Source organism: Sphingomonas sp. (assembly GCF_003248515.1).
Classification (GTDB): Bacteria; Pseudomonadota; Alphaproteobacteria; order Sphingomonadales; family Sphingomonadaceae; genus Sphingomonas_I.
In genome coordinates, this window is the sequence record NZ_QFOB01000010.1 from 142718 (window position 1) to 163421 (window position 20704).

The following is a 20704-nucleotide window of genomic DNA, read 5'->3' on the forward strand; positions in this document are numbered from 1 at the left end:
TCAGATCGCCTCCAGACGGCCGAGTTGCGCGAAAGTCCCTTCCATCCAGCCGAGGGGATCGGCCCCGTCCCCGCTCCCGCCGCGCACATCATAAACGTCGCCGATGAAAAGCTCATGCGTACCGTGGATCACCGTGTTGCGGATTTCGCAAAAGATGCTGGAACAGGCGGTCGGCAGATAGGGAATGCCGTCCTTGTAAGCCCATTCGGCGGACTCGAACCGCTTCTCGCGCAGCGCGCTGTTGGAAAAAAGGCCGACGAGCGCCGTCTGCGTCGTGCCGAGCAGGTTCACGCAATAGCGCCCCGCCCGCTCGATCGCGGCGTGGGCGCTGGCGGACCGGTTGATCGCGATCAGCATCGAAGGCGGATCCATCGACACCGGGATCACGGCCGAGGCCGCCAGGCCGGCGGGCTGGCCATTGGCGGGATCGCGCGTCGTGATGAGCGCGACAGCGCCCGGCATTCGTCGCATCGCGGCCTTGAGCCCCTGCGAGAGCTCCTCCCGCGTCTCCGCGAACTTGGTCTCCGACATCATTCACTCCTCATGCGCCGCGCCCTTCCGCGGCGCGCTCGTCAGCCTTTGAACATATCCTTGGCGCCCCGCACGATGCCAAAGGCTTCGGCGGGATCGTCCGTTCCGGACGCCAACGCCAGTGCCGGCGCGCGCAGAAACGGATTGGTGGCCTTCTCCTCCCCAATCGTGGTCGGCACGGTGGGCATGCCGGCCGCGATCCGCGCTTCCAGCAACACGCCGCGCCGCGCCAGCGCCTCGCCCGGATCGACCGTCCGCGCGAACCGCAGGTTCGAGGCCGTATATTCATGCGCGCAGAAAAGCCGCGTCTCCTCCGGCAATGCCGCCAGCCGGCCGAGGCTGGCCCAGAATTGCGAAGGCGTGCCCTCGAACATGCGGCCGCAGCCCAGCGTGAACAGCGTATCGCCCACGAATACCACCGCATCGGCGGCGTCATGGAAACTCACATGGCCCTGGGTGTGGCCGCCCGTATCGATCACCTCGAACCGCGTATCCCCGAGCGACACGATATCGCCATGCGCGATCTCGCGATCGATGGGGGACAGGCGCGCCACCTCCGCCGGCGCGACCACCTGGGCGCCATAGCGGGCCTTGAGCGCGGAATTGCCGCCGGCATGATCGGGATGCCAATGCGTGTTGAGGATCAGATCCAGCCCCCAGCCGAGCGCCTCCAGCTCGCGCTCATAGGTCGCGGCATCCGGCGTATCGATCGCCGCCACCCGGCCGGTGGCATCGTCGCGCACGAGGAAGCCGTAATTGTCGGAAAGGCAGCGAAACTGATGAATGGTGATGCTCATACGCCCGATCCCGGCCCTGCCTGACTGACAGGATCGATAGATAGAGCCATCTCATGGCCTTCGCCAGCAGCGCCCGGAAAGGTATCCGCCCAGCCCCTCCCCCCCCCCCCCCGGCACCGAAAGATTTGCCCGTGCCCGCGCGAGAGTGCATCAGATTCCCGCATCGACTTTCGCGGAATGATCCATGACCGAGACACCTCCGACCATCACCTCCACCTGCAGGGAAGGGCTTGGCATCCTGACCCTCAACCGGCCGGATCAGCTCAACGCGCTGACGCCCGCGATGCTGGAGCGGATCCCGGAGGCCCTAGCGGAAATGATCGAGCAGGGCGCGAGAGCCGTCATCCTCACCGGTGCCGGCCGCGCCTTCTGCTCGGGCGCGGCGCTCGACATGGGTGAGTTGGGCGGCGAAGCCGATCTCGGCGCCATCATCGATCGTTATTATAATCCGGCCGCACACGCGATCGCGGATCTGCCCGTGCCGGTGGTCTGCGCGATGAACGGCCCCGCGGTCGGCGCGGGCCTTTCGATCGCGCTTGCCGCCGATATCGTCGTGGCGGCGCGCTCCTCCTATCTGATGCTCGCCTTCGCCAATATCGGGCTCGTGCCCGATGCCGGCGCGACATGGCTCGTGGCGCGTGCCGTGGGCCGGGCAAAGGCCCTGGAAATGGCGCTGCTGGCGGAACGCATGCCCGCGGAAGACGCGCTGGCTGCTGGCCTGATCGCCCGCGTCGTCGATGACGAGGCCGTGATGCCGGAGGCCGTGACGATCGGCCGCAAGCTCGCCGCCATGCCGACCAGCGCGATGGCGATGATCCGTCGGCAGGTTCGCGTCGCGCTCGATCAGCCTTTCGCGGAAACCCTGCTGCAGGAGCGCGACAATCAGCGGGCAGCCGGCTTCAGCGAGGATTTCCGGGAAGGCGTGCTCGCCTTCCGGGAAAAGCGCGCGCCGATCTTCAAGGGCCGCTGAGGCGAAAGCGCCGGCCGGTTCAGCCGAACCGGCGACCCGCCAGATCCTCGCGCATCCAGTCGCTCACCATATCGGAGCAGCGGCCGGTCACGATCGCCGCAATCTCTTCATCGCCATCAATGATCGCGCGCGCCATGTCCGCACGCAGCGCGCGATAGACGCGGATACGCTCGGAATTGCCGGGCGCCGAGCCCGGTTCGCGGCCAACCTCCGATGCGAAATCGTAGATGACCCCGAGAAACAGGTTTAGCACGCTGTTGCCGCCAAGCCGGCCGAGCACGCCGCCAAATTCGCGCTCGCTTCGCAGGAAGGACGCGTAATCGCCCTGCTCCGTCTCCGCGCCCTCCCGGTCGATGAAGGCGCTGAGTTCGCGAAGGAGCCCCTCGTCGCGATTGCGCGCGGCTGCCCGCGCCACGCCCAGACGGATGGGCTTCATCGCATGGACGATCTCTTCCAGCTTCGCTCCATGCGACTGGAGATAGATGGAGGCGATCCGGCTGACGGAAGCGCTCTCCGGCCGCCGCGCGAAATATCCGCCGCCGACCCCACGACGGATGCTGATGAGATTTTCCTGTAAAACCTGCGCTGACGCCTGACGCAGTGTGGGACGGCTTACGCCCAGCTTTTCGATCAGATCGTCCTCGGAGCCGAGGAACTCGCCCTCATCCTGCTCCATCGCATATATACGCAGCGCCTGCGCAGCCTGGCTTACCGCCGAATTGATGTTAGCCGTGGGTCCGCTCGCCGCCATCTTCTCTCTCGTGCCCATCGAGGGGCCGCAGCTAATCCGATCGATACGGCCGCGCAATTGCTGCACCGCAACCGGTCGTCGCGAAGAAGGCACGCATCAGGGCGTTGCAAGGCATCTGCCCGGCCGCGTGAAGAAACGCGCGAAAAATCGGATCATCACAAATCGTTAAGCGGGCGCTCGGCTCGCCTCAGATCGCTTCATTCGCTCCGCGAACGGGATTAGATCAGGCGGCACAGGAGAAAAACCCATGTCGAAGCTGATGATCACCCTCGCGCTCGCCACGCTCGCCCTCGGCGGCGTTTCCGGCGCCCAGGCCGCGCCCTGCAAGGATGCCAAGGGCAAGTTCACGAAATGCCCGCCGGCCAAGCCCGTGCCCTGCAAGGATGCGAAGGGCAAGTTCGTGAAGTGCGGCACGCCCGGCGCCAAGCCGATCAAGTAAGGATCTCTGCGGCCGGCTTTCCGGGCCGGCCGCAACCCGTTACGGGGGCCGGCATGACGACCGGCGATCCCACCACCATCCGCCGCCTCTACGGGCGGCGCCAGGGCCACAAGCTGCGCGAGGGACAGGCCAACCTCGTCGAGGATCTGCTGCCGCGCCTCTCCGCGCCGGCCGAAGGACCGATCGAAGCCGTGCGGCTCTTCGGCGATGATCGCCCGCTGCAGCTGGAAATCGGATTCGGCGCTGGCGAGTATCTCGCCGGACAGGCACAGTTGCATCCGGATCACGGCCTGATCGGCTGCGAGCCCTTTCTCAACGGCGTCGTCGGCGCGCTCGGCCATATCGACCGCCTCGGTCTGACGAACGTGCGCCTGCACATGGGCGATGCGCTGGAGGTGATCGAGCGGCTGCCGGATGCGAGCCTCGATCGCGCCTATCTGCTGCATCCCGATCCCTGGCCGAAGGCACGCCACGCCAAGCGGCGCTTCATGAATGCCGGGCCGATCGCGCTATTGGCGGCCAAGCTGAAGCCGGGCGCCGAATTCCGCTTCGGCACCGATCATCCCATCTATTGCCGCTGGGCGATGATGGTGATGCGCGGCCGGCCTGAATTCGAATGGCTCGTCGAAGGCCCGCAGGATTTCCTCGTCCGTCCGGCCGACTGGCCGGAGACGCGCTACGAAGCCAAGGCCCGCCGCCTGGGCCACGAAGTCTGGTACTTCCGCTACCGGCGAAAGCCTGACCAGCCCGCCACCTCTGCTGCTCTCTCCGCCTAGCGGCGCAGCATCGCTTTGGCGATCGACTGGAAGGACGTGCCGATCGCCGACTGGGGGGCGTGCAGATTGCGATTGAGGTGGACGGGCAGCGCGCCGCCGCCCTCCAGCGGCACGATCCTCACGGATGGATCGCGCGCCTGCTCTGCCGTGAACATGTCGACGATCGCCACGCCCAATCGCTGGGCAACGAAGGCGAGCGCCGTTTCCCCGAAGCGGACATAGGCGCGCACATTAGCGGGGTGCCCCCCCATCACGGCGGCGATGGCGCGGCCGTGCGGCGTATCCTCGCGAAACGTGACGAACGGCGCATCCAGCAACTGGCCGGGCGTCACACGATCCAGCCGCGCCAACGGATCGTCCCGATGGACGGCGAGTGCCAGCGGCGCCGTGCCCAGCTTCACGGAATGGATGGACGGGCTCGTCATCGCGAACACCGTCAACGTGAATTCGCCGCGTCCGAGTTCCAGATAATCGTCGGTCTGCTCCACCGAGAGAATGTCGAACTGGAGCACCACGCCCGGATGCCTCTCGACGAGGCGGGCAAGCATGGCGGGCACGATCGAATGGCCGAGCGAGGGCGAGGCCGCGATACGGAACAGTCGCCGATCGCCCGAGGCCAGCCCCCGCGCGACCTGATCGAGATCGATCAGCCCCTTGTGCACCTCCTCGATATGGCGGGCCAGCAGATGCGCTTCCTGCGTGGGCACCAGGCGGCCGCTCGATCGATCGAACAGGGCGAAACCCAGCCGATCCTCGATATGCCGTATCATGCGGCTGAGGCCCGGTTGGGCCACCCCCAGCATCTGCGCTGCGCCGCGCACGCTGCCCGCCCGCATCACGGCATGAAGGGCCTCCACATGGCGCGCGTTCAGCATCCTACCTCTATAACATCAGGGTATCATCAAGCAAAATCATGTGATCTTCCGCTATCGCCTCATTGGCCCGAAACTGGCGAGACCGAACAGCCGGAGTTCCGCCATGATCGATGCGATCGCCACCGTTTCCCTCAGCGGCACGCTGGAGGACAAGTTGCGCGCAGCCGCATCCGCGGGCTTTCGCGCGATCGAGATCTTCGATCAGGATTTCCTCGCCTCGGACCTCACCGCCCCGGAGGTGCGCGCCCTGATGGACGAGCTTGGCCTGGCCTGCATTCTCTACCAGCCCTTCCGCGATCTGGAGGGAATGCCGGAGCCGCAGCGGACCCGCGCCTTCCACCGGATCGAGCAGAAATTCCGGGTGATGCAGGTGCTGGGCTGCGATCGCATGCTGCTCTGCACCAATTGCTCGCCCCTCGCCTCGCCCGACGAGGATCGGATCGTCGCCGATCTGCGCGAGCTGGGCGATCTCGCGGCGCGTTACGGCATCACCGTGGGCTATGAGGCGCTCGCCTGGGCACGTCACATCTTCGATCATCGCGATGTCTGGCGGATCGTGGAGAAGGTGGATCATCCGAACATCGGCATCCTGCTCGACAGCTTCCATTCGCTCTCGCGCGGCATACCGGTGGAAAGCCTGCGTGAGATCCGACCGGAGAAAATCGTCTTCGTGCAGCTGGCCGACGCGCCGATCCTGTCGATGGACCTGCTCTACTGGAGCCGTCATTTCCGCAACCTGCCGGGGCAAGGCGGCCTCGATCTGACGGGCTATGTCGGCGAACTGCTCCGCCTGGGCTATGATGGCCCGCTGAGCCTGGAGATCTTCAACGATCGCTTTCGCGCCAATTCGGCCTTGATGGTGGCGCAGGACGGGTTACGCTCGCTCACCGCGATCCGCGATGCCGCCGCCCGCCATATCGGCGCGCCCACCACCATGCCGCCGCCCGCGCGGATCGATCGCGTCGAGTTCGTCGAATTCGCGGTGGACGAGGCGGATCGCGAGCCGCTGGAGGCAATGCTCCGCTCGGCCGGCTTCACGCCCGCCGGATCGCATCGCGACAAGGCCGTGGATCTCTGGCGCAACAATGCCGCGCGCTTCGTGCTGAATTTCGAGCAGGAGGGCTTCGCCAGCGCCTATCGCCTCACGCACGGCACCTCGATCTGCGCGATCGGTCTTTCGGTGGCGGATCACGAGGCGACGATCGCGCGTGCCCGCGCGCTCGGCATCCACGAGCATCGCTCGGACATTCCCGCAATGCCGGCCCTGCGCGGCGTGGCCGGAAGCCTGGTCTATATCCTCGACACGGCCGATGCGGCGGCCGTGTGGGATGAGGAGTTTGACACGATCGACGAAGACGATTCCGCGCCAGACGTGGGTGTGACGGGCATCGATCATCTCGCCGCCGTCGTCCACAATGACGAATTCCTGTCCTGGCAGCTCTATTGGCGCACCCTCTTCGACGTGCGCGTCCAGCAGCCACAGGACGTGATCGATCCCAATGGCCTGGTGCAGAGCCAGGCGATCCAGAATCCGGCCGGCACCTTCCGCCTCACCCTCAACAGCACGGATGCGCGTGGTGCGCTCTCGGCGCGTTTCCTCAGCCATTCGTTCGGCGCCGGTTTCCAGCATATCGCGCTGGCCGTGGAAGATATGGCAAAGGCGGCACGGGCGCTGGACACTCGCGGCCTCGCCCGCCTGCCGGTGCCGGAAAATTATCAGGACGACGCCGAAATCCGCTTCGCCCTGTCGCCCGAGCAGAGCATGGACGCACGCCGTTTCGATATCATGCTGGACGAAGATGCCGATGGTGGCCGCTATGCGCAGCTTTACAGCCGCGCCTTCGCCCGCACCTTCTTCTTCGAATATGTCGAGCGCGCCGGCTATGACGGCTATGGCGCCCCCAACGCCCCGATCCGGCTGGCCGCGCAAAGCCGCTTCCGCCCCGCCTTGCCGATCGATTGAGGAGAGGACCGATGCACGTCGTCCGCCTCGGCCATGTAAATATCCTGACCCCCGCCTTCGCGGAAACGATCGCCTTCTACGAAAGCTGCCTGGGGCTACGCGCCGGGCCGGCCGCATCCTCGCAGGCACGGCCGCAAAATGCGTGGCTGCATGACGAAGGCGGCCATCCGATCATCCACGTCAACGGGCCGATGGAAGGCGAGACCATCCACCCCGAAGGGGCCGCCAGCCGGCTGGATCATTTCGCGCTGGATTGCACGGGGCTGGATAGCTGCATCATCCGGCTGGAAGCGCGAAACGTGCCCTATCGCCGCATCCGGATCGAGGCGCGCGGGCTCACCCAGCTCAACATCGTCGATCCGAACGGGCTGAAGGTGGAACTGACGTTCACCGATCCAGATGGAGATCCGCCAGCCCGCGCGAAATGATGCGGGCGGCTATGCTGCGCGCCATGGACGGATCCGCCGATCGGATCGCCTCCATCAACAGCCGGTGATCCCCGGTGGAATCGCGATCCTCCGCCGCCTGCCGCTTGGTGCGCGCGATATAGCCGACCGATACGCCGATCGTGGCGGTCAGCTGCCCCATCAGTTCGTTGCCGGCCGCCGTTGCCAGTGCCGCGTGGAAGCGCCGGTCCGCCTCTTCCGCCGCTTCGCTGTCGGGAGCGTGCCGCTCCATATCGATCAGCGCGGCCAGCATCTGCGCCATATCCTCCTCCGATCGCCGCTCGGCCGCGAGTTCCGCCAGCCGAGGCTCGATCGTGAGGCGCAGTTCGAACAGCTCGCGCAGGAAAGCCGGCGTCGGGTCATTCTCCAGCGCCCAGCCCAGCACTTCGGGATCAAGCAGGTTCCAGCGCGCGCGCTGGCAGACGCGCGTGCCGGTCTTGGGCCGGCTTTCCACAAGCCCCTTCGCCACCAGGATGCGGATCGCCTCGCGATAGGCGGCGCGGGAGACGCCCAGCGCCTCGCTCGCGCCATTCTCGCCCACCAGAATATCGCCCGGGCGATAGTCGCCCGTCACGATCGCGACGGCGATCTCGCGCGCCACGGCCGTGTGCAGCCGCTCATGGCTGGGCAGGCCGTGGGTCCGCTTGCCGCCCGCCTGCGTATTCATCCCGCTACACCGCCGAAACCGATCATGCCCGGTGGGGTAAGTCGCGGCGGAAATCGTGTCGAGCGCCTATTTTTCCGGAAGGGGGTGCGGCCGCACCGGATAATCGGTGGCGCCTGCCGCCCATTTGATCGCCTCGAGGAACATCGTCTGCTGGCGCGGATCGTCCCATGAGGCATCCGAGTGGCCGAGCCCCGAATAGAAGACGCGGCCCTTGCCGTAGGTCTTGATCCAGGCAACCGGGAAATCGCCGTCGGCACGGTGGATATTGGGGTTCTTCATGTCGACCGATCGTGTGTCGATCCGCGCCAGTACGTCCACATCGGCGCGATCATAGGGCGCCATCATCTGATAATGCTCGTCCTTCACGATCGGGCTCTTCAGATAGCCCTTCATCTCCGGCGCGTCGGGTCGCTCCACGATCACCCTGGCATCGACGATGCCCCACGGATGATTGTCGAAATAACCGCCGATCATCGCGCCATAATCAGGCCATTTCGACGCCGTCGCGGTTGCCGTGTGGATGCCGACGAAGCCCTTGCCGTCATCATGCACGAAGCCCAGCAACGCCGCCTTCTGTTCGTCTGAAAGATCGAGATCGCCGTTCGTATAGAAGATGACGGCATCGAAATCCTTCAGGTTGCGCCCGCGCGCCTGCCTGCGCCCGCCCTTGGCATAGTCGCCCGTGCCCCACACCTCCTGTTTGGTCACCCATTCCGTGTCGGTACGGATGTAGAGCACGATGCCCGCCGCGCGCGTTATACGCTCCAGCGTGGCCATTGCGTGGCTCACGGCATCATGGGCATTCTGGTTGCCGGTGTGGAGATCGGCGATGAGTAGCACGCGCTTCTTGCCGGCATAGGGATCTTCATAGCCGGGCGGCCTGCGCCCCGGCGCATAGGTGCCGGGCGGTGGCTGGCTTGCCGCCACCCCCTGCGATGAAGGTGCCTGCGCGGAGACTCCCAGTCCACAGAACATCGCCGCGATGGCGAGTGCCGCCCGCACCATGGATCCCGTTCGCATCCGCTGATCTCCTAAGCCGGCTTTCCGTCGAGCGTCAGGCGCTCCACCGGTCCGATGATGAAGATGTACGAGGCGGCGCCGATCAGGGCGACAACGCCGATATAGGCGAGCGCCCCCCGGAACGATCCGCTCGCCTGCACCACCAGCCCGATCACGAGGGGCGTCGCGATCCCGGCTATGTTCGTGCACAGATTGAAGATCCCGCTGGTGAGCCCGATATGGGATTTCGGCGCGACATCGGAGATCAGTGTCCAGCCCAGATTGCAGATGCCCTGTCCGAACGTCGCCACCGACATGACGAGGATCAGGATCACATTATCCTCGATGAAATTCAGCGACAGGATCGTGGAGATGAGCAGAAGCCCCGTCACGATCGGCGCCTTCCGCCCGATCGTGGGCGATCCGGTGCGGCGGATCAGCCAGTCGGAAACGATCCCGCCCAGCAGCACGCCTGCCGACGCCGTGACATAGGGCAAGGCGACGAAGAAGCCGGACTTGATGAAGTCCATGTGCCGCTCGGTCGACAAATAGGTCGGAAACCAGGTGATGAGGAAAACGAGCGCGGAATTGCTGCAGAACTGGCCGATCGAGGCGCCCAGTATCTGGCGCCGCGCGAAGAGCCTGCCCATGTCGGCCCAGGCGAAGCGCGGGCTCGCCTTGCTTTCCAGCCCTCCGCCCGCGGCAATATGCGCGCGCTCGGCATCGTTGATCCGCCGGGCGTGCGCAGGATCGCGATAGACGGCATACCAGAACAGGCCATAGGCGATGCCGATCGCGCCGACGATCACGAACAGTGCGCGCCATCCCCAGTTGGCGACGATCCAGAACAATAACGGGCTCATGAAGGCGAGCCCGAAATACTGGCCGATCGAATAGACGCCGGTCGCCCGCGCGCGCTCCGTCTGCGGAAACCAGCTGGCGAGGATCCGGCTGTTGCACGGATAACAGGGCGCCTCCGCCACGCCGAGGCCAAAGCGCAGGCCGATCAGCGTGCCGATATTGTTCGCGAAGCCGTGCAGCAGCGTGAAGGCGGACCAGAAGGTGAGAGAGAGGGCATAGGTCAGTCGCGTGCCCAGCCGATCCAGCAGCACGCCGCCCGGTATCTGCGAGGCGGCATAGGTCCAGGAAAAAGCCGAGAAGATCAGGCCCAGCATCGCCGGTGAGATGCCCAGTTCCTCCGTCATCGGCTTGGCCGCGACGCTCATCACCGCGCGATCCAGATAATTGAGCATCGTCGCGCCGGTGACGAGCGCGAGGATCGTGAACCGGACCCGCGTGGAGCGCACTCCCGCTACCATCACGTCGTCCGCAGCCGGATGATATGGCGCACAGCGAGGCCATAGCCATCGATGCCGAGCCCGCTGATGATGCCCGTCACCGCCTGCGTCATGATCGATTTGGAACGCCACTCGGCCTCGCGCCGATGAATGTTGGAGATGTGGACCTCCACGATCGGGCAATCGCACATCTTCAGCGCGTCCAGCACCGGATAGGCGGCATAGGTGAAGGCGGCGGGATTGAAGATCACGCCGGCCGCGCCCACCCGCGCATCGTGGAAGAAATGCACCATCTCATGCTCGGCATCCGTCTGGCGGAAGACGATGTCGAAGCCCGCGGGCTCGGCGATGGCGCGGCATTCGCGCTCCAGGTCCGCCAGCGTCGCCGTGCCGTAGATGTGCGGCTCGCGCACTCCGAGCAGGCCGAGATTGGGGCCGTTCAAAACATGGATCGTACCGGACATGATTTTCCTTATTTCGGCAAAGCGAAGGCGATGACCGCATCGCTGCTGATCGGGCTGTCGAGGAAGGAGCCGCCGGTCGCCACCACCGACACATATTGGCGGCCATCCCTGCCCCGATAGGAAATCGGCGTGGCGTGTGCCGAGGCATCCAGCTTCACCGTCCAGATCTCCTTGCCCGTCTTCGCATCGAAGGCCCGGAAGCGCGCATCGTCCGATGCGCCGATGAAGACGAGGCCGCTCGCCGTCGCGATCGATCCGCCGATGTTGGGGCGGCCGGTCGCGGCATTTTCCACGGGCACATTGTCGCTCACCCCCAGCGGCACATGCCAGGCGATCTTGCCGGTATTGACGTCGATCGCGGAGAGCTGCCCCCAGGGCGGCGCCTGGCACATCAGCTTGGTATCGGGCTGGGAGAAGCGCGCGCTGGGGCTGCCGCGCTCATAGGGCAAAGGCGCGCCCGGCGCGGAAGGGATAAGCGACGTCACCTGCCCCAGTTCGTTCGTGTTGACGAAGATCAGGCCCAGCGCCGCGCTGTAGGACATGCCGCCCCAGTTCGCGCCGCCCTGGAGGCCGGGCAGGTTGATGGTCGTGCGATTGAAGGCGACGGGCATGTAGATGTCGCCGGATTTCATGTTGTTGTCCGCGATCCACTTGGCGCACCAATCCTTCAGGCCCGGCGAGACATCGGCGAGATCGGTCTTGGGATCGAAATGCGTGCGCACCAGCGGCGGGGTCGCCACCGGGAAAGGCTGCGTCGGGGATGTCACCTCTCCCGGCACGTCGCTCGGCGGCACGGGCCGCTCCTCGACGGGCAGGATCGGCTTGCCGGTGAGGCGATCGAGCAGGAAGAAAAGCCCGCTCTTGGAGATGACGCCGACGGCGGGGATCGTGCGGCCGCCTTTCTTCACCTCCAGCAGCGCCGGCGCCGCCTCGGCATCGCCATCCCAGATATCGTGATGGACGATCTGGAAATGCCATTTCAGCTTGCCCGTCGCTGCATCCAGCGCGACGACCGAGGTGCCGTAGAGATTGTCGCCCTTGCGATCGCCGCCATAGCGATCGAAGCTGGGCGCCCCGAGCGGCAGATAGAGGATGCCGCGCGCGACATCCGCAGTCATGAAGCCCCAATTGTTCACGCCGGTGCGATGCTCGGCGCTGCCGGCCGCCCATGTCTCATAACCGGGCTCGCCGGGCCTCGGCACGGTGTGGAAAGTCCAGACGAGCTTGCCGGTGCGCACATCCCAGGCGCGAATGTCCCCGGCGGGGCCACGCGCGGGAAATTCGGGCGTGGCGGATCCGGTGATGACGAGATCGCGCCACACGAAGGGCGGCGAACTCATCCCGTAATAGCCCGCCTTCTCGCCCTGCAGGATTTCAGGTGTCTTGAGCTCCACGACGCCGCCCGTGCCGAAGCCCTCGGCGAAGGCACCCGTCTTCGCGTCGAGCGCGACCAGCCTGCCGTCGCGCGTGCCGAACAGGATGCGGGCGCCCGTCTTCGCATCGCCCGGCCAATATTCCACGCCACGCAGCGAGGGCTGACCTGGCCCCGGTATTTCGCGCGCCCAGATTTCGGCCCCCGTCGTCGCGTCCAACGCGACGACACGGGCATAGGGCGTGCTGACATACATGACGTTACCGATCACGATCGGCGTCGCCTCGGATTGCGAGAAGCGGCTGCGCGGGCGGCGCGCGCCCACGCCCTCGGCCGCGCGCTGCGCTGTCTCGCCCGCGCCTGCACCTGCGCCTGCGCCTGCGGCGGCCGGCGCGGGCGCCTCGGCAGGCTTCATATGATAGGTCCAGGCGGGCGCGAGGCGAGCGACGTTGGCGGGCGTGATCTCGGCCAGCGGCGTGAAGCGGGCGCCCCCTTTGTCATGCCCGTAGGTCGGCCAGTCGGCGCCGTCCGCCGCGGCCAGCGCGGGCGTGGCGACGGCGGCGGCGAGCAGTGCTGCGAAGGTAAGCCTGCGACCGATCATTTCTTCTCCATTCCCTGATGCCCGGCCAGATAATCCAGCATCACATCATAATCCCTGTCGGAAATCTGCGCGCCGAAGCCGATCATCTTGTCGAGCGTGGCGCCCCAGTCTTCCCGGCTCTTGTGTGCGTTCGTGACCTGGCCGATCGGATGGCAGGCGGCACAAGTCTGCTGGATGAGCGATGCCGTGGCCGCTTCATCGGCGGAAGGCGCCCCCTGCGCCCCCGCCGAAGCTGCGGAAAAAACGAATAACGCGAGCATCACCACCTTCTTCATCGTCCATCCCTGCGGTTTCGTCAGTCGATCGGCCGGCCCGGCGTGGTCGAGCGGGGAGCCACGGCGGCCGGATGCGCGGCCAGCCAGTCGAGCCGCTTCGCATCGAGCGGTTCCACCTTGGCGGGCGTGTCGAAATTCATCTTCACATCGGTCTTCGTGGTCAGCGCGGGCCAGGGAAGCGCCTTCGTGCTGGGGCTTCCCGTCTCCGCCATCGCGATGAGCGCGCCAAGCATCTGCGCGGAAAGCGTGCGATCCGCCTCCGTCCAGGCGCGCGTGGTGCGCAGCATGTTATATTTGTCCAGCGTATTCAGCCAGTAAGGCATGTCGGCTGTGTGATAGGCGCCGACCGTCTCGATATTCTGGTCCGCGATCTTCACGCCCGGCGCATAGGGATGCTTGCGCGAATATTCGTCGACATAGCCATTCACACCAAGCTTCTGCATGCCCAGCGCGCACTGGCGCGCGCTCTTCTCGAACCCCGCCATCGTGGCATAGCGTTTGGCCTTCGCCGGAACCTCGGCATCGGTGGCGATGGGGAACATCTTGAGGAACTGGGCCGCATTCTCGCCATACAGCTTTTCCACCGCCGCCTTGTATTCGGCCACCGTCCGCACCCTGGAGAGCGGGCTCATGCCGGCATCGATATCGTCGCTATTGTAGCTGGCGATGATCGGCACGCGGGCGATGTCGCCCGTGGCCAGCATCTCGCCATTCTGGCGCGGGATCACATAGCCATCCACGATCGCGCCCTGGATGCGCACGCCCTGCACGTTTGCGCCCACCTGCGTTTCGGACTGGACGGCGAGGATCTTGTCGGCCGGCAGCGCGCGCAAATCCTCAAGGTTCTTCGCGCCCAGCTTTTCCTGATAGGCGAGCCCCACTTTCTCCGCCTCCGGCAGCGCCATCATCGTGCCGCCGGTCGCGCCCTCGCCCACGAAATTGCATCCGCTGGACATGACGGCCGCGCGAAACAACCCTTTCGCCATCGGGTTGAACAGTTGCAGCGAAACCGAGCGCGCACCCGCCGACTGGCCCATGATGAGCACCTTCGAAGGATCACCGCCGAACTTGTCGATATTGTCGTGGATCCACTTGAGCGCCAGCGCCTGATCCATCAGCGCATAATTGCCCGAATGGCCGCCCTGTTCGGCGGTCAGCTCCGGATGCGCCAGAAAGCCCATCGCGCCGACGCGATAGTTGAAGTTCACATAGACGGCACCGGCCCTGGCGACATTCTCGCCGTCATAATTGGCCATGCCCGACGATCCGATCGTGAAGCCGCCTCCGTAGATGAAGACGATCACGGGCAGTTTCGCGCCCGGCTTCGCCTGCGGGGGCGTCCAGACGTTCAGATAGAGACAGTCCTCCGAAGACGGCTCCTCGCCGAAATAATGGTTGATGTTGTGCGGGCGCAGCACCTGGATGCACTCCGCGCCCTTGCGATCGGCATTGAAGATGCCGTCCCACCTGATCGGCCGGGGCGCGGACCAGCGCAACTGACCCACCGGCGGCTCGGCAAAGGGAATGCCGAGATAGGCCTTCACGCCAGACGAAAGCATCGTGCCCGAAACGCGCCCGCTATCGATCGTGACGGGATCGCCGCTGATCGGGTTCATGGCGGCAGGCGCGGAGGTGGCCGTCATCACCGAGGCAGCCAGCAGGCAGGCAAGGACCTTACGCATCGACATCTCCCTTCTTCCTATTTTTCATTGTTGCGCAGCATCTTGTCGAAGAAGGCGAAGGTGGCGTTGAGCGCCTTGAGCGTCGCATCGCGGGTTGCGGCGGGCGTCTTGCCGATGAAACTGTGATCCACAGCCGGGATCAGGATCGTTTCGACCGGCACATGCGCGGCCTTCAGCGCGCCTTCGAACTGCACCGTCTGCTGATAGGGCACCGTCCTGTCCGCCATGCCCGCGATCAGCAGCATCGGCGGATCGGAGGGATCGACATAGCGTATCGGGCTCGCGGCCCTGATCGCGGCTGCGCAATCGGTGCCGGTGCAGCCGAGGAAAGCCGTCTGGGCATTGCCGCCCGGCCCGGCGGGAGGCCGCCCGGCCTGCACATCGATCGTTTCGAAATCAAACACGCCATACCAGGTGACGGCGGCCTGCACGCAATCGGAGACGTTCGCGAGCGGCGCCAGCGGATTGGCGGGCAGCGGCCGCCCCTCGCCATCGATCGCACCCGGGCGCAACGCACCTACCGGATCGAGCGCGGCATCCTTGCAGCTGACGGCGGCGAGCGCCGCGAGATGCCCGCCTGCCGATCCGCCCCAGACGCCCGCCCTGGCGGGATCCATACGATAATCGGCGGCACGGGCGCGCAGCCAGCGCAGTGCGGTCTTCACGTCCTTTTCGGCGGCCGGGAATGGCGCCTCGCCACTCAGCCGATAGTTGAGCGAGGCGACCACATAGCCCCTGGCGGCAAGGCTCGCGAGCACGGCCGGAAAATCCGAGAGCGCCCCCGAATGTCGGCTATGCCCGGCGGACCAGCCCCCGCCGTGGATATGGAGAATGAGAGGGAAGCCGCCTTTCGGCGGCTTCTGGCTTCGGGGAGGAAGATAGACATCCAGCGTGAGCGGACGGAAGCCCGCCGGCTGAGCGTAAACGAGATCCGGCAGCCCGGTGACGTCGCCCGCGAACATCACCTGCCGCGCGGGATAATGGTCCTCGACGACCGGATGATCGGCAACCGCGAAAACCGGCGTGATCGCCTGCGCGCCTGCCATGCCGCAGAGGGTGACCGACAGGCAGGCGCCGGCGAGACGCGGCAGCACTCCGGGGAAGGACCGCCGCGCCCGCATCATCAAAACTTCGTCCGCAGGCCGACGGTGATGACACGGCCGATCGGATTGGCCTGGAACGTGTCATATCCGTTGGCGACGTTGTAGAAGGGCGGCTCCTTGTCGAAGACATTGTTCGCATCGACGAAGATCTGCGCCTTCGACAGGAAGCTCTGCGGCAGCGTGTAGCCGATGTGCAGATCAAGCGTGTTGTAGGACTTCACCTTGTCGCCGCCGCCGATCGGCACCCCCGCCGAGCTGCGCACGATCGGGGTCAGCGTGGAGCTGCTGTAATTCCGGTAGCTGCCGGTATGGTTGAGGAAGGCATCGAACGAGATGTCCTTATACTCCCAACCAATATTGGCCCGGCCCTGCAGCTTCACCGAGGGGAAGGTGGTGTTGAAGCCCGTCGTGTTGAGCACGCTGAATTTCGGCCCCGATCCGATCTGCTGATCGAACTTGATCTCGCGGGTGAAGGCCACGCCCGCCGTGAAGCGGCCGATATTGGTGTTGCGCGTGTAGCTCACGTCCGCATCGATGCCCGCGACCGTGAGGTTCAGCACGTTGCGCTGCCGATAATTGTAGATGAAGAATTGGTTGGCGGGCAGCGCGCTGGTCTGTGGCAGGCCAGCCGTCGCCGCCGCCAGTTCGGCCGCCGACGGCAGGATCGTCAGCAGCGAATAGAGATCGGGCGAGTTGATTGCGAGCGACGGGATCGGCGCGGTGATGCCGCCCTTGATCTGGTTGTGCCAATAGGTGACGCTGATCCGCAGGCCGCGCGCGAAGGTCGGCGTAAAATCGCCGCCGAACGAATAGGTCTGGCCCTTCTGCGGCTGGAGATTGGCGTTGCCGCCATTCACCTGCACGCCCGTGATCGTCGCCGTTCCAATCGCGCAGACGCCATTGGAGCAGGAAACGCCCGGAATATTCGCCACTTGCGGGAAGGCGGAAATCGGCACGTTGATCTGGCCCAGCGTATAATTGCCGTAGCCCGATTCACCCGTCACGCCCGCCGCATTGCTACCCCGGCTGGTGAGCGCCGGCGCCACGAACGACTTTGCATAATTGCCGCGCAGCTTCAGCCCCTCGAACGGCTCCCAGTTCGCGGCGAACTTGGGATTCTTGGTCGTGCCGAAATCGCTATAATGATCGTAGCGTCCGGAGATGTTGGCGCTCAGCGATCGGATCGCCGGCACCTCCATTTCCGGGCTGATGAGCGGCACCAGTACCTCGAGATAGGCGCTCTCCACCGTACGCTTGTAGAAGAGGTTGGTGGTGGAGGATCCGGTGGATGCCGGGCCGATGTTGAGCGGGCGGGTGATGTCCTGCTTCAGCGTATAGCGCAGCAATTCGCCGCCGGCCGCCGCCTTCACTTCACCAGCCGGCAGCGTGAAGAGCGATCCATCCACCTTCAGCGTGCCATTCTGAATCGTCTGACGGGCAAGCTGGGTAATGGTGGAGTCCGTCAGGGCCGCGCGCACGGCGGCGGAGGTGCGGTTCGTGGCGAGCGGGTTCCACACGTCCAGCGCGGTCGCCGCCGTCAGCGGCAGACGCGTCACGATCAGGCCGGTCGAGGGCACCGAGGCAGCCGTCAGGCTGCCCGTGCCGTTCGTGGTGCCGTTTAGCGCCAGATAGGCGCAGCTCGTGCAGATTTGCCCGAAATTCTGCTGCGCGCTGTTGTCGAAACCGAAGGTGGCGCCCAGCGTCACGCGCCAATTGTCATCCACCTTATATTCGGCCGTGCCGTGTGCGTAGAAATCCTCCGCGCGGCCCTCGATATAGGCGCCGGATCCCAGCAGTTCGTCCGCATTGAAACGGATCGTCTCGGACGTGGCGGTGCTGCCCGGCACGCCGACATAGAAGGGGTTGGCCTGCGAACCCGAATTGAAGACGGTGGCGGTCACACTGCCGCGCGTCACGTTCTGGCGGTTGACGCGGTTCGAATAGACCGCGTCGGCAGAAAGCGTCAGCCTGTCGCCCACCTCCTGCGTGATGCGGATCATGCCGTTGTTGCGGATCTCGCGCGGGATCAGATCCGTATAGTCGCTATAATCGCAGAAGGCGTTGGCCTGCGCATTGGCCACGCCCGCCCCCGTATAGGGGCTGGCATAGATCAGGCTGCTGCCGGTGGGCTGGATCGTTGCCGGCTGGCAGGCGAAGGTCGCGAAATTGCTGCCGCCCTGGGCGCGATGATCCAGGTTGGTGAAATCGCGATCGCCCGCCGAAAGCGCGCTGCGCCGCGAATAGCTGTAGGCAAACAGCAGCGATCCCGTATCCCAGGTTTTCCCGGCGAGCAGGCTGCCATTGTAGGTGCGATAGTGATCGCCGAAGCCGAGTTGGCCGTTTGCCTCGATGCCGTCATAGCGGCGGCGCGTGATGAAATTGATGACGCCCGCCACCGCATCCGAGCCATAGACCGAGGATGCGCCGTCCGGCAGCACCTCGACCCGCTCGATCGCGATCGAGGGGATGATGTTCGGATCGCCCAGCGCGTGATTGATACCACTCAGCGGGAAGCGATGCCCGTCGATCAGGATCAGGGTAGAGTTCGATGCCGAACCGCCCAGGCCATGAATGGTCGGCGCGTTGGTGCCGGACCCGTCAGCCGAACCGAATGCGCCCTGCCCGGCCGATCCGAGGCCGACGACGGCCGGAACCGTCTTCAGCACCTGCTGCACCGATTGCGCGGGCGTGGCATTGATCTGGGCCTGACCAATGGAAATCAGGTTCGAGCCGACCGGCGGGGCGCCGCGAATGCTCGATCCTGTCACGATGATCTCCTTGGCGGCATCGGCATCTACGGCAGGCCCCTGCTCTGCCGGCGTCTGCGCAGGTGCCATGGCCGGCTGCTGCGCCAACGCCACGGAACTGCCGGACATACCCAGCGCGGCCGCGCCAGACATGAGTATGGAGCGAATGGGTCCCTTCATTTTTTCCTCTCCCGATTCTTTTTCTCAGACAAGCTTATGTACTATCGAGTTAGTGTCAATATGTGCGTGCGAAGCCCCCACTCCACCTGCCTCCCCGGGGCCTGATTTCTATCCTCCGATTTTCACCCAGCGCGTGACCATATCGATCACGTTCGCACGGCGGATCGCCACCATCTCCGGCGCAGCGATGTCCGTCGAAAAGATGTGCGATAATGTGTGCCGATTGGAGACGTTGTAGAAGCACAGCGCCGAAATCGACATGTGAAGCTGGAAGGGATCGATGTCCTTCCGGAACATGCCGGCCTCAATCCCCCGATCCAATATCCTGCGAAGCACGTCCAGCACGCTCCTCGCTCTCGAATCGATGCCGGGAACCTCGCCGATATTCTCGCCGCGATGGATATTCTCCACCATCACGAGGCGCACGAAATCACTATGGGATTGATGATAGTCGAACGTGCTGCCGACAAGCGTGGCGAGCGCGACTTGAGGGTCGTCATGCTCGAAGCCGCTGGCCTTCTCCAGCACGCGGATCTCGTTGTAGCGACGGCCGAGAACCTCGCGATAGAGGCCCTCCTTGCTGCCGAAATAATAATAGATCATGCGTTTGCTGGTGTTGGTTTCGGCCGCGATTTCGTCGACGCGGCTGCCGCTGAAGCCGTGCGTGGCGAAATGGTTCGCCGCGACCTCGAGAATGTCGGCCCGGGTGCGATCGGGATCGTTCGCCCGCCTGGGCGTCGCGGCGGGCGCCCTCTTGGCGGGCTCCGGCCGGGCCAGTTTTCCGGCCGCCCGGAACAAACTCGTCGTACGGGCCATCACTCCCCCTTCTGCTGCAACAAGGCCAGAAGATGAGACTGCATCCGATAGGGATCCGCCGCCAGACCCGTGAAGATTTCGATCGCGCGCGCAGCCTGCAACACGACCATGCCGCCGCCGTCCACTGTAGGGCAGCCGAGAGTGCGGGCTGCGCGGAGCAATTCGGTCTCGATCGGAACATAGATGATTTCGGTCAGCCAGAGATCGGGCCTCAATGCAGCCGGTGATATCGGCATTCCGGGAAGCTTGGTCATGCCGATCGGGGTCGCCTGAACAAGGCCGTCCGCGCTTGCGATCCGGGTCTCCGCCTCTTCGAACGGCACGGGCAGCAAGGTCGTCGATCCGCCACTGAGCCTGGCGACCAGTTCGCCGGCCTTCGCGGGATCGCGATCGATCACCAGCAGTTCGCGCGCGCCCATCCGGCAAAGCGCATAAGCTGCGGCGGCCCCCGCGCCGCCTGCGCCGAGCAGGGCAACCGTGTCCACACCGGCATCGGGAATCGTGCGGCGGAGATTCTCGCCGAAGCCCCACCAGTCCGTATTATGCCCTTCCCGCTTGCCCTCCGCCGTGAAGCGGACGGTGTTGACGGCGCCCATCGCCTCCGCCTCTACACTGAGCCGATCGAGCAGCGGCATCACCGCCTGCTTCAGGGGGAAGGTGACGTTGCAGCCGGCATAGCCCTCCGTCTGCATGCGATCGAGGATATCCGGAAGCGCGGCCGCTCCCTTGGGCTCGGCGTCGATATCGAACAGGCGGTAGCGATAGTTCAGGCCCAGCGCCCGCGCCTCGCGTTCGTGCAGCGCGGGCGACAGGGATTGCCCGATCGACTGGCCGATCAACCCGGTAAGAAAGCCCCGTTCCGACGTCATGCGAATCCTCTCGACGCCGTTATGAACTATCTGGTTCATACGTCAATCATCAGACAATTGACGATGGCGATGCGATCGCCGGA

At 65.2% G+C, this 20704-nt stretch carries 20 protein-coding genes; 5 read left to right on the top strand and 15 right to left on the bottom strand.

Annotated elements, in window-relative coordinates; genetic code table 11:
* Both DI605_RS16100 and gloB read right to left on the bottom strand, forming a co-directional pair.
* Complete coding sequence (locus DI605_RS16100) at positions 1-531, bottom strand: flavin reductase family protein (protein WP_293975916.1); 531 nt, start codon at positions 529-531, stop codon at positions 1-3.
* A gap of 41 nt (positions 532-572) precedes the next feature.
* On the bottom strand, positions 573-1328 hold the full coding sequence (gene gloB / locus DI605_RS16105; RefSeq protein ID WP_293975917.1) for a hydroxyacylglutathione hydrolase: 756 nt from the start codon (positions 1326-1328) through the stop codon (positions 573-575).
* 184 nt (positions 1329-1512) lie between these two features.
* Between gloB and DI605_RS16110 the strand changes: the two genes are divergently transcribed.
* A complete protein-coding gene (locus DI605_RS16110; RefSeq protein ID WP_293975919.1) occupies positions 1513-2298 on the top strand; it encodes an enoyl-CoA hydratase-related protein in 786 nt (261 codons plus the stop codon).
* Positions 2299-2317: 19 nt separating this feature from the next.
* Here DI605_RS16110 and DI605_RS16115 read toward each other — a convergent pair whose 3' ends face one another.
* Positions 2318-3049 carry a FadR/GntR family transcriptional regulator gene (locus DI605_RS16115; protein ID WP_293975921.1) on the bottom strand — a complete coding sequence of 244 codons (732 nt, stop codon included), beginning with the start codon at positions 3047-3049 and terminating at the stop codon, positions 2318-2320.
* Between the two features lie 247 nt (positions 3050-3296).
* On the opposite strand from DI605_RS16115, the gene DI605_RS16120 reads away from it, so the two are divergent.
* On the top strand, positions 3297-3488 hold the full coding sequence (locus DI605_RS16120) for a hypothetical protein (protein WP_293975923.1): 192 nt from the start codon (positions 3297-3299) through the stop codon (positions 3486-3488).
* A gap of 53 nt (positions 3489-3541) precedes the next feature.
* Positions 3542-4264, top strand: coding sequence for a tRNA (guanosine(46)-N(7))-methyltransferase TrmB (locus DI605_RS16125; protein ID WP_293975925.1), 723 nt, complete (start codon positions 3542-3544; stop codon positions 4262-4264).
* Here the strand turns inward: DI605_RS16125 and DI605_RS16130 are convergent.
* On the bottom strand, positions 4261-5139 hold the full coding sequence (locus DI605_RS16130) for a LysR family transcriptional regulator (protein ID WP_293975927.1): 879 nt from the start codon (positions 5137-5139) through the stop codon (positions 4261-4263). The two genes, DI605_RS16125 and DI605_RS16130, sit on opposite strands and share 4 nt — an antisense overlap.
* Positions 5140-5242: 103 nt before the next feature.
* Between DI605_RS16130 and DI605_RS16135 the strand changes: the two genes are divergently transcribed.
* Positions 5243-7102: a bifunctional sugar phosphate isomerase/epimerase/4-hydroxyphenylpyruvate dioxygenase family protein gene (locus tag DI605_RS16135; protein WP_293975929.1), complete on the top strand. Its 1860-nt coding sequence runs from the start codon at positions 5243-5245 to the stop codon at positions 7100-7102.
* Between the two features lie 11 nt (positions 7103-7113).
* Entirely contained in the window at positions 7114-7530 is a 417-nt protein-coding gene (locus DI605_RS16140) for a VOC family protein (protein WP_293975931.1), read from the top strand.
* Here the strand turns inward: DI605_RS16140 and DI605_RS16145 are convergent.
* The 11 genes from DI605_RS16145 to DI605_RS16195 all read right to left on the bottom strand — a co-directional run bounded on the left by DI605_RS16145 (position 7490) and on the right by DI605_RS16195 (position 20621).
* On the bottom strand, positions 7490-8215 hold the full coding sequence (locus tag DI605_RS16145) for a FadR/GntR family transcriptional regulator (RefSeq protein WP_293975933.1): 726 nt from the start codon (positions 8213-8215) through the stop codon (positions 7490-7492). The two genes, DI605_RS16140 and DI605_RS16145, sit on opposite strands and share 41 nt — an antisense overlap.
* 66 nt (positions 8216-8281) lie before the next feature.
* Complete coding sequence (locus DI605_RS16150; RefSeq protein WP_293975935.1) at positions 8282-9235, bottom strand: ThuA domain-containing protein; 954 nt, start codon at positions 9233-9235, stop codon at positions 8282-8284.
* An 11-nt stretch (positions 9236-9246) separates the two neighbouring features.
* Positions 9247-10533 (bottom strand): MFS transporter, encoded by a 1287-nt coding sequence (locus DI605_RS16155; RefSeq protein WP_293975937.1) that lies wholly within the window; start codon positions 10531-10533, stop codon positions 9247-9249.
* Entirely contained in the window at positions 10533-10976 is a 444-nt protein-coding gene (locus DI605_RS16160) for a type II 3-dehydroquinate dehydratase (RefSeq protein ID WP_293975939.1), read from the bottom strand. The genes DI605_RS16155 and DI605_RS16160 overlap by 1 nt, the downstream gene beginning before the upstream one ends.
* Positions 10977-10984: 8 nt before the next feature.
* Positions 10985-12949 carry a pyrroloquinoline quinone-dependent dehydrogenase gene (locus tag DI605_RS16165; RefSeq protein WP_293975941.1) on the bottom strand — a complete coding sequence of 655 codons (1965 nt, stop codon included), beginning with the start codon at positions 12947-12949 and terminating at the stop codon, positions 10985-10987.
* Complete coding sequence (locus DI605_RS16170; protein ID WP_293975943.1) at positions 12946-13224, bottom strand: hypothetical protein; 279 nt, start codon at positions 13222-13224, stop codon at positions 12946-12948. The genes DI605_RS16165 and DI605_RS16170 overlap by 4 nt, the downstream gene beginning before the upstream one ends.
* 20 nt (positions 13225-13244) lie before the next feature.
* The gene (locus tag DI605_RS16175; RefSeq protein WP_293975945.1) at positions 13245-14906 is read right to left on the bottom strand and encodes a carboxylesterase family protein; all 1662 of its coding nucleotides are present in this window, start codon (positions 14904-14906) and stop codon (positions 13245-13247) included.
* 17 nt (positions 14907-14923) lie between these two features.
* Positions 14924-16030 carry an alpha/beta hydrolase gene (locus DI605_RS16180; protein ID WP_293975947.1) on the bottom strand — a complete coding sequence of 369 codons (1107 nt, stop codon included), beginning with the start codon at positions 16028-16030 and terminating at the stop codon, positions 14924-14926.
* Positions 16030-18936, bottom strand: a complete 2907-nt coding sequence (locus tag DI605_RS16185) for a TonB-dependent receptor (protein ID WP_293975949.1) — start codon at positions 18934-18936, stop codon at positions 16030-16032. Before DI605_RS16185 ends, DI605_RS16180 begins: the two co-directional genes overlap by 1 nt.
* A gap of 108 nt (positions 18937-19044) precedes the next feature.
* Positions 19045-19752, bottom strand: a complete 708-nt coding sequence (locus tag DI605_RS16190) for a TetR/AcrR family transcriptional regulator (RefSeq protein ID WP_293975951.1) — start codon at positions 19750-19752, stop codon at positions 19045-19047.
* The gene (locus DI605_RS16195; RefSeq protein WP_293975953.1) at positions 19752-20621 is read right to left on the bottom strand and encodes a shikimate dehydrogenase; all 870 of its coding nucleotides are present in this window, start codon (positions 20619-20621) and stop codon (positions 19752-19754) included. The genes DI605_RS16190 and DI605_RS16195 overlap by 1 nt, the downstream gene beginning before the upstream one ends.
* Positions 20622-20704 lie beyond the last annotated feature (83 nt).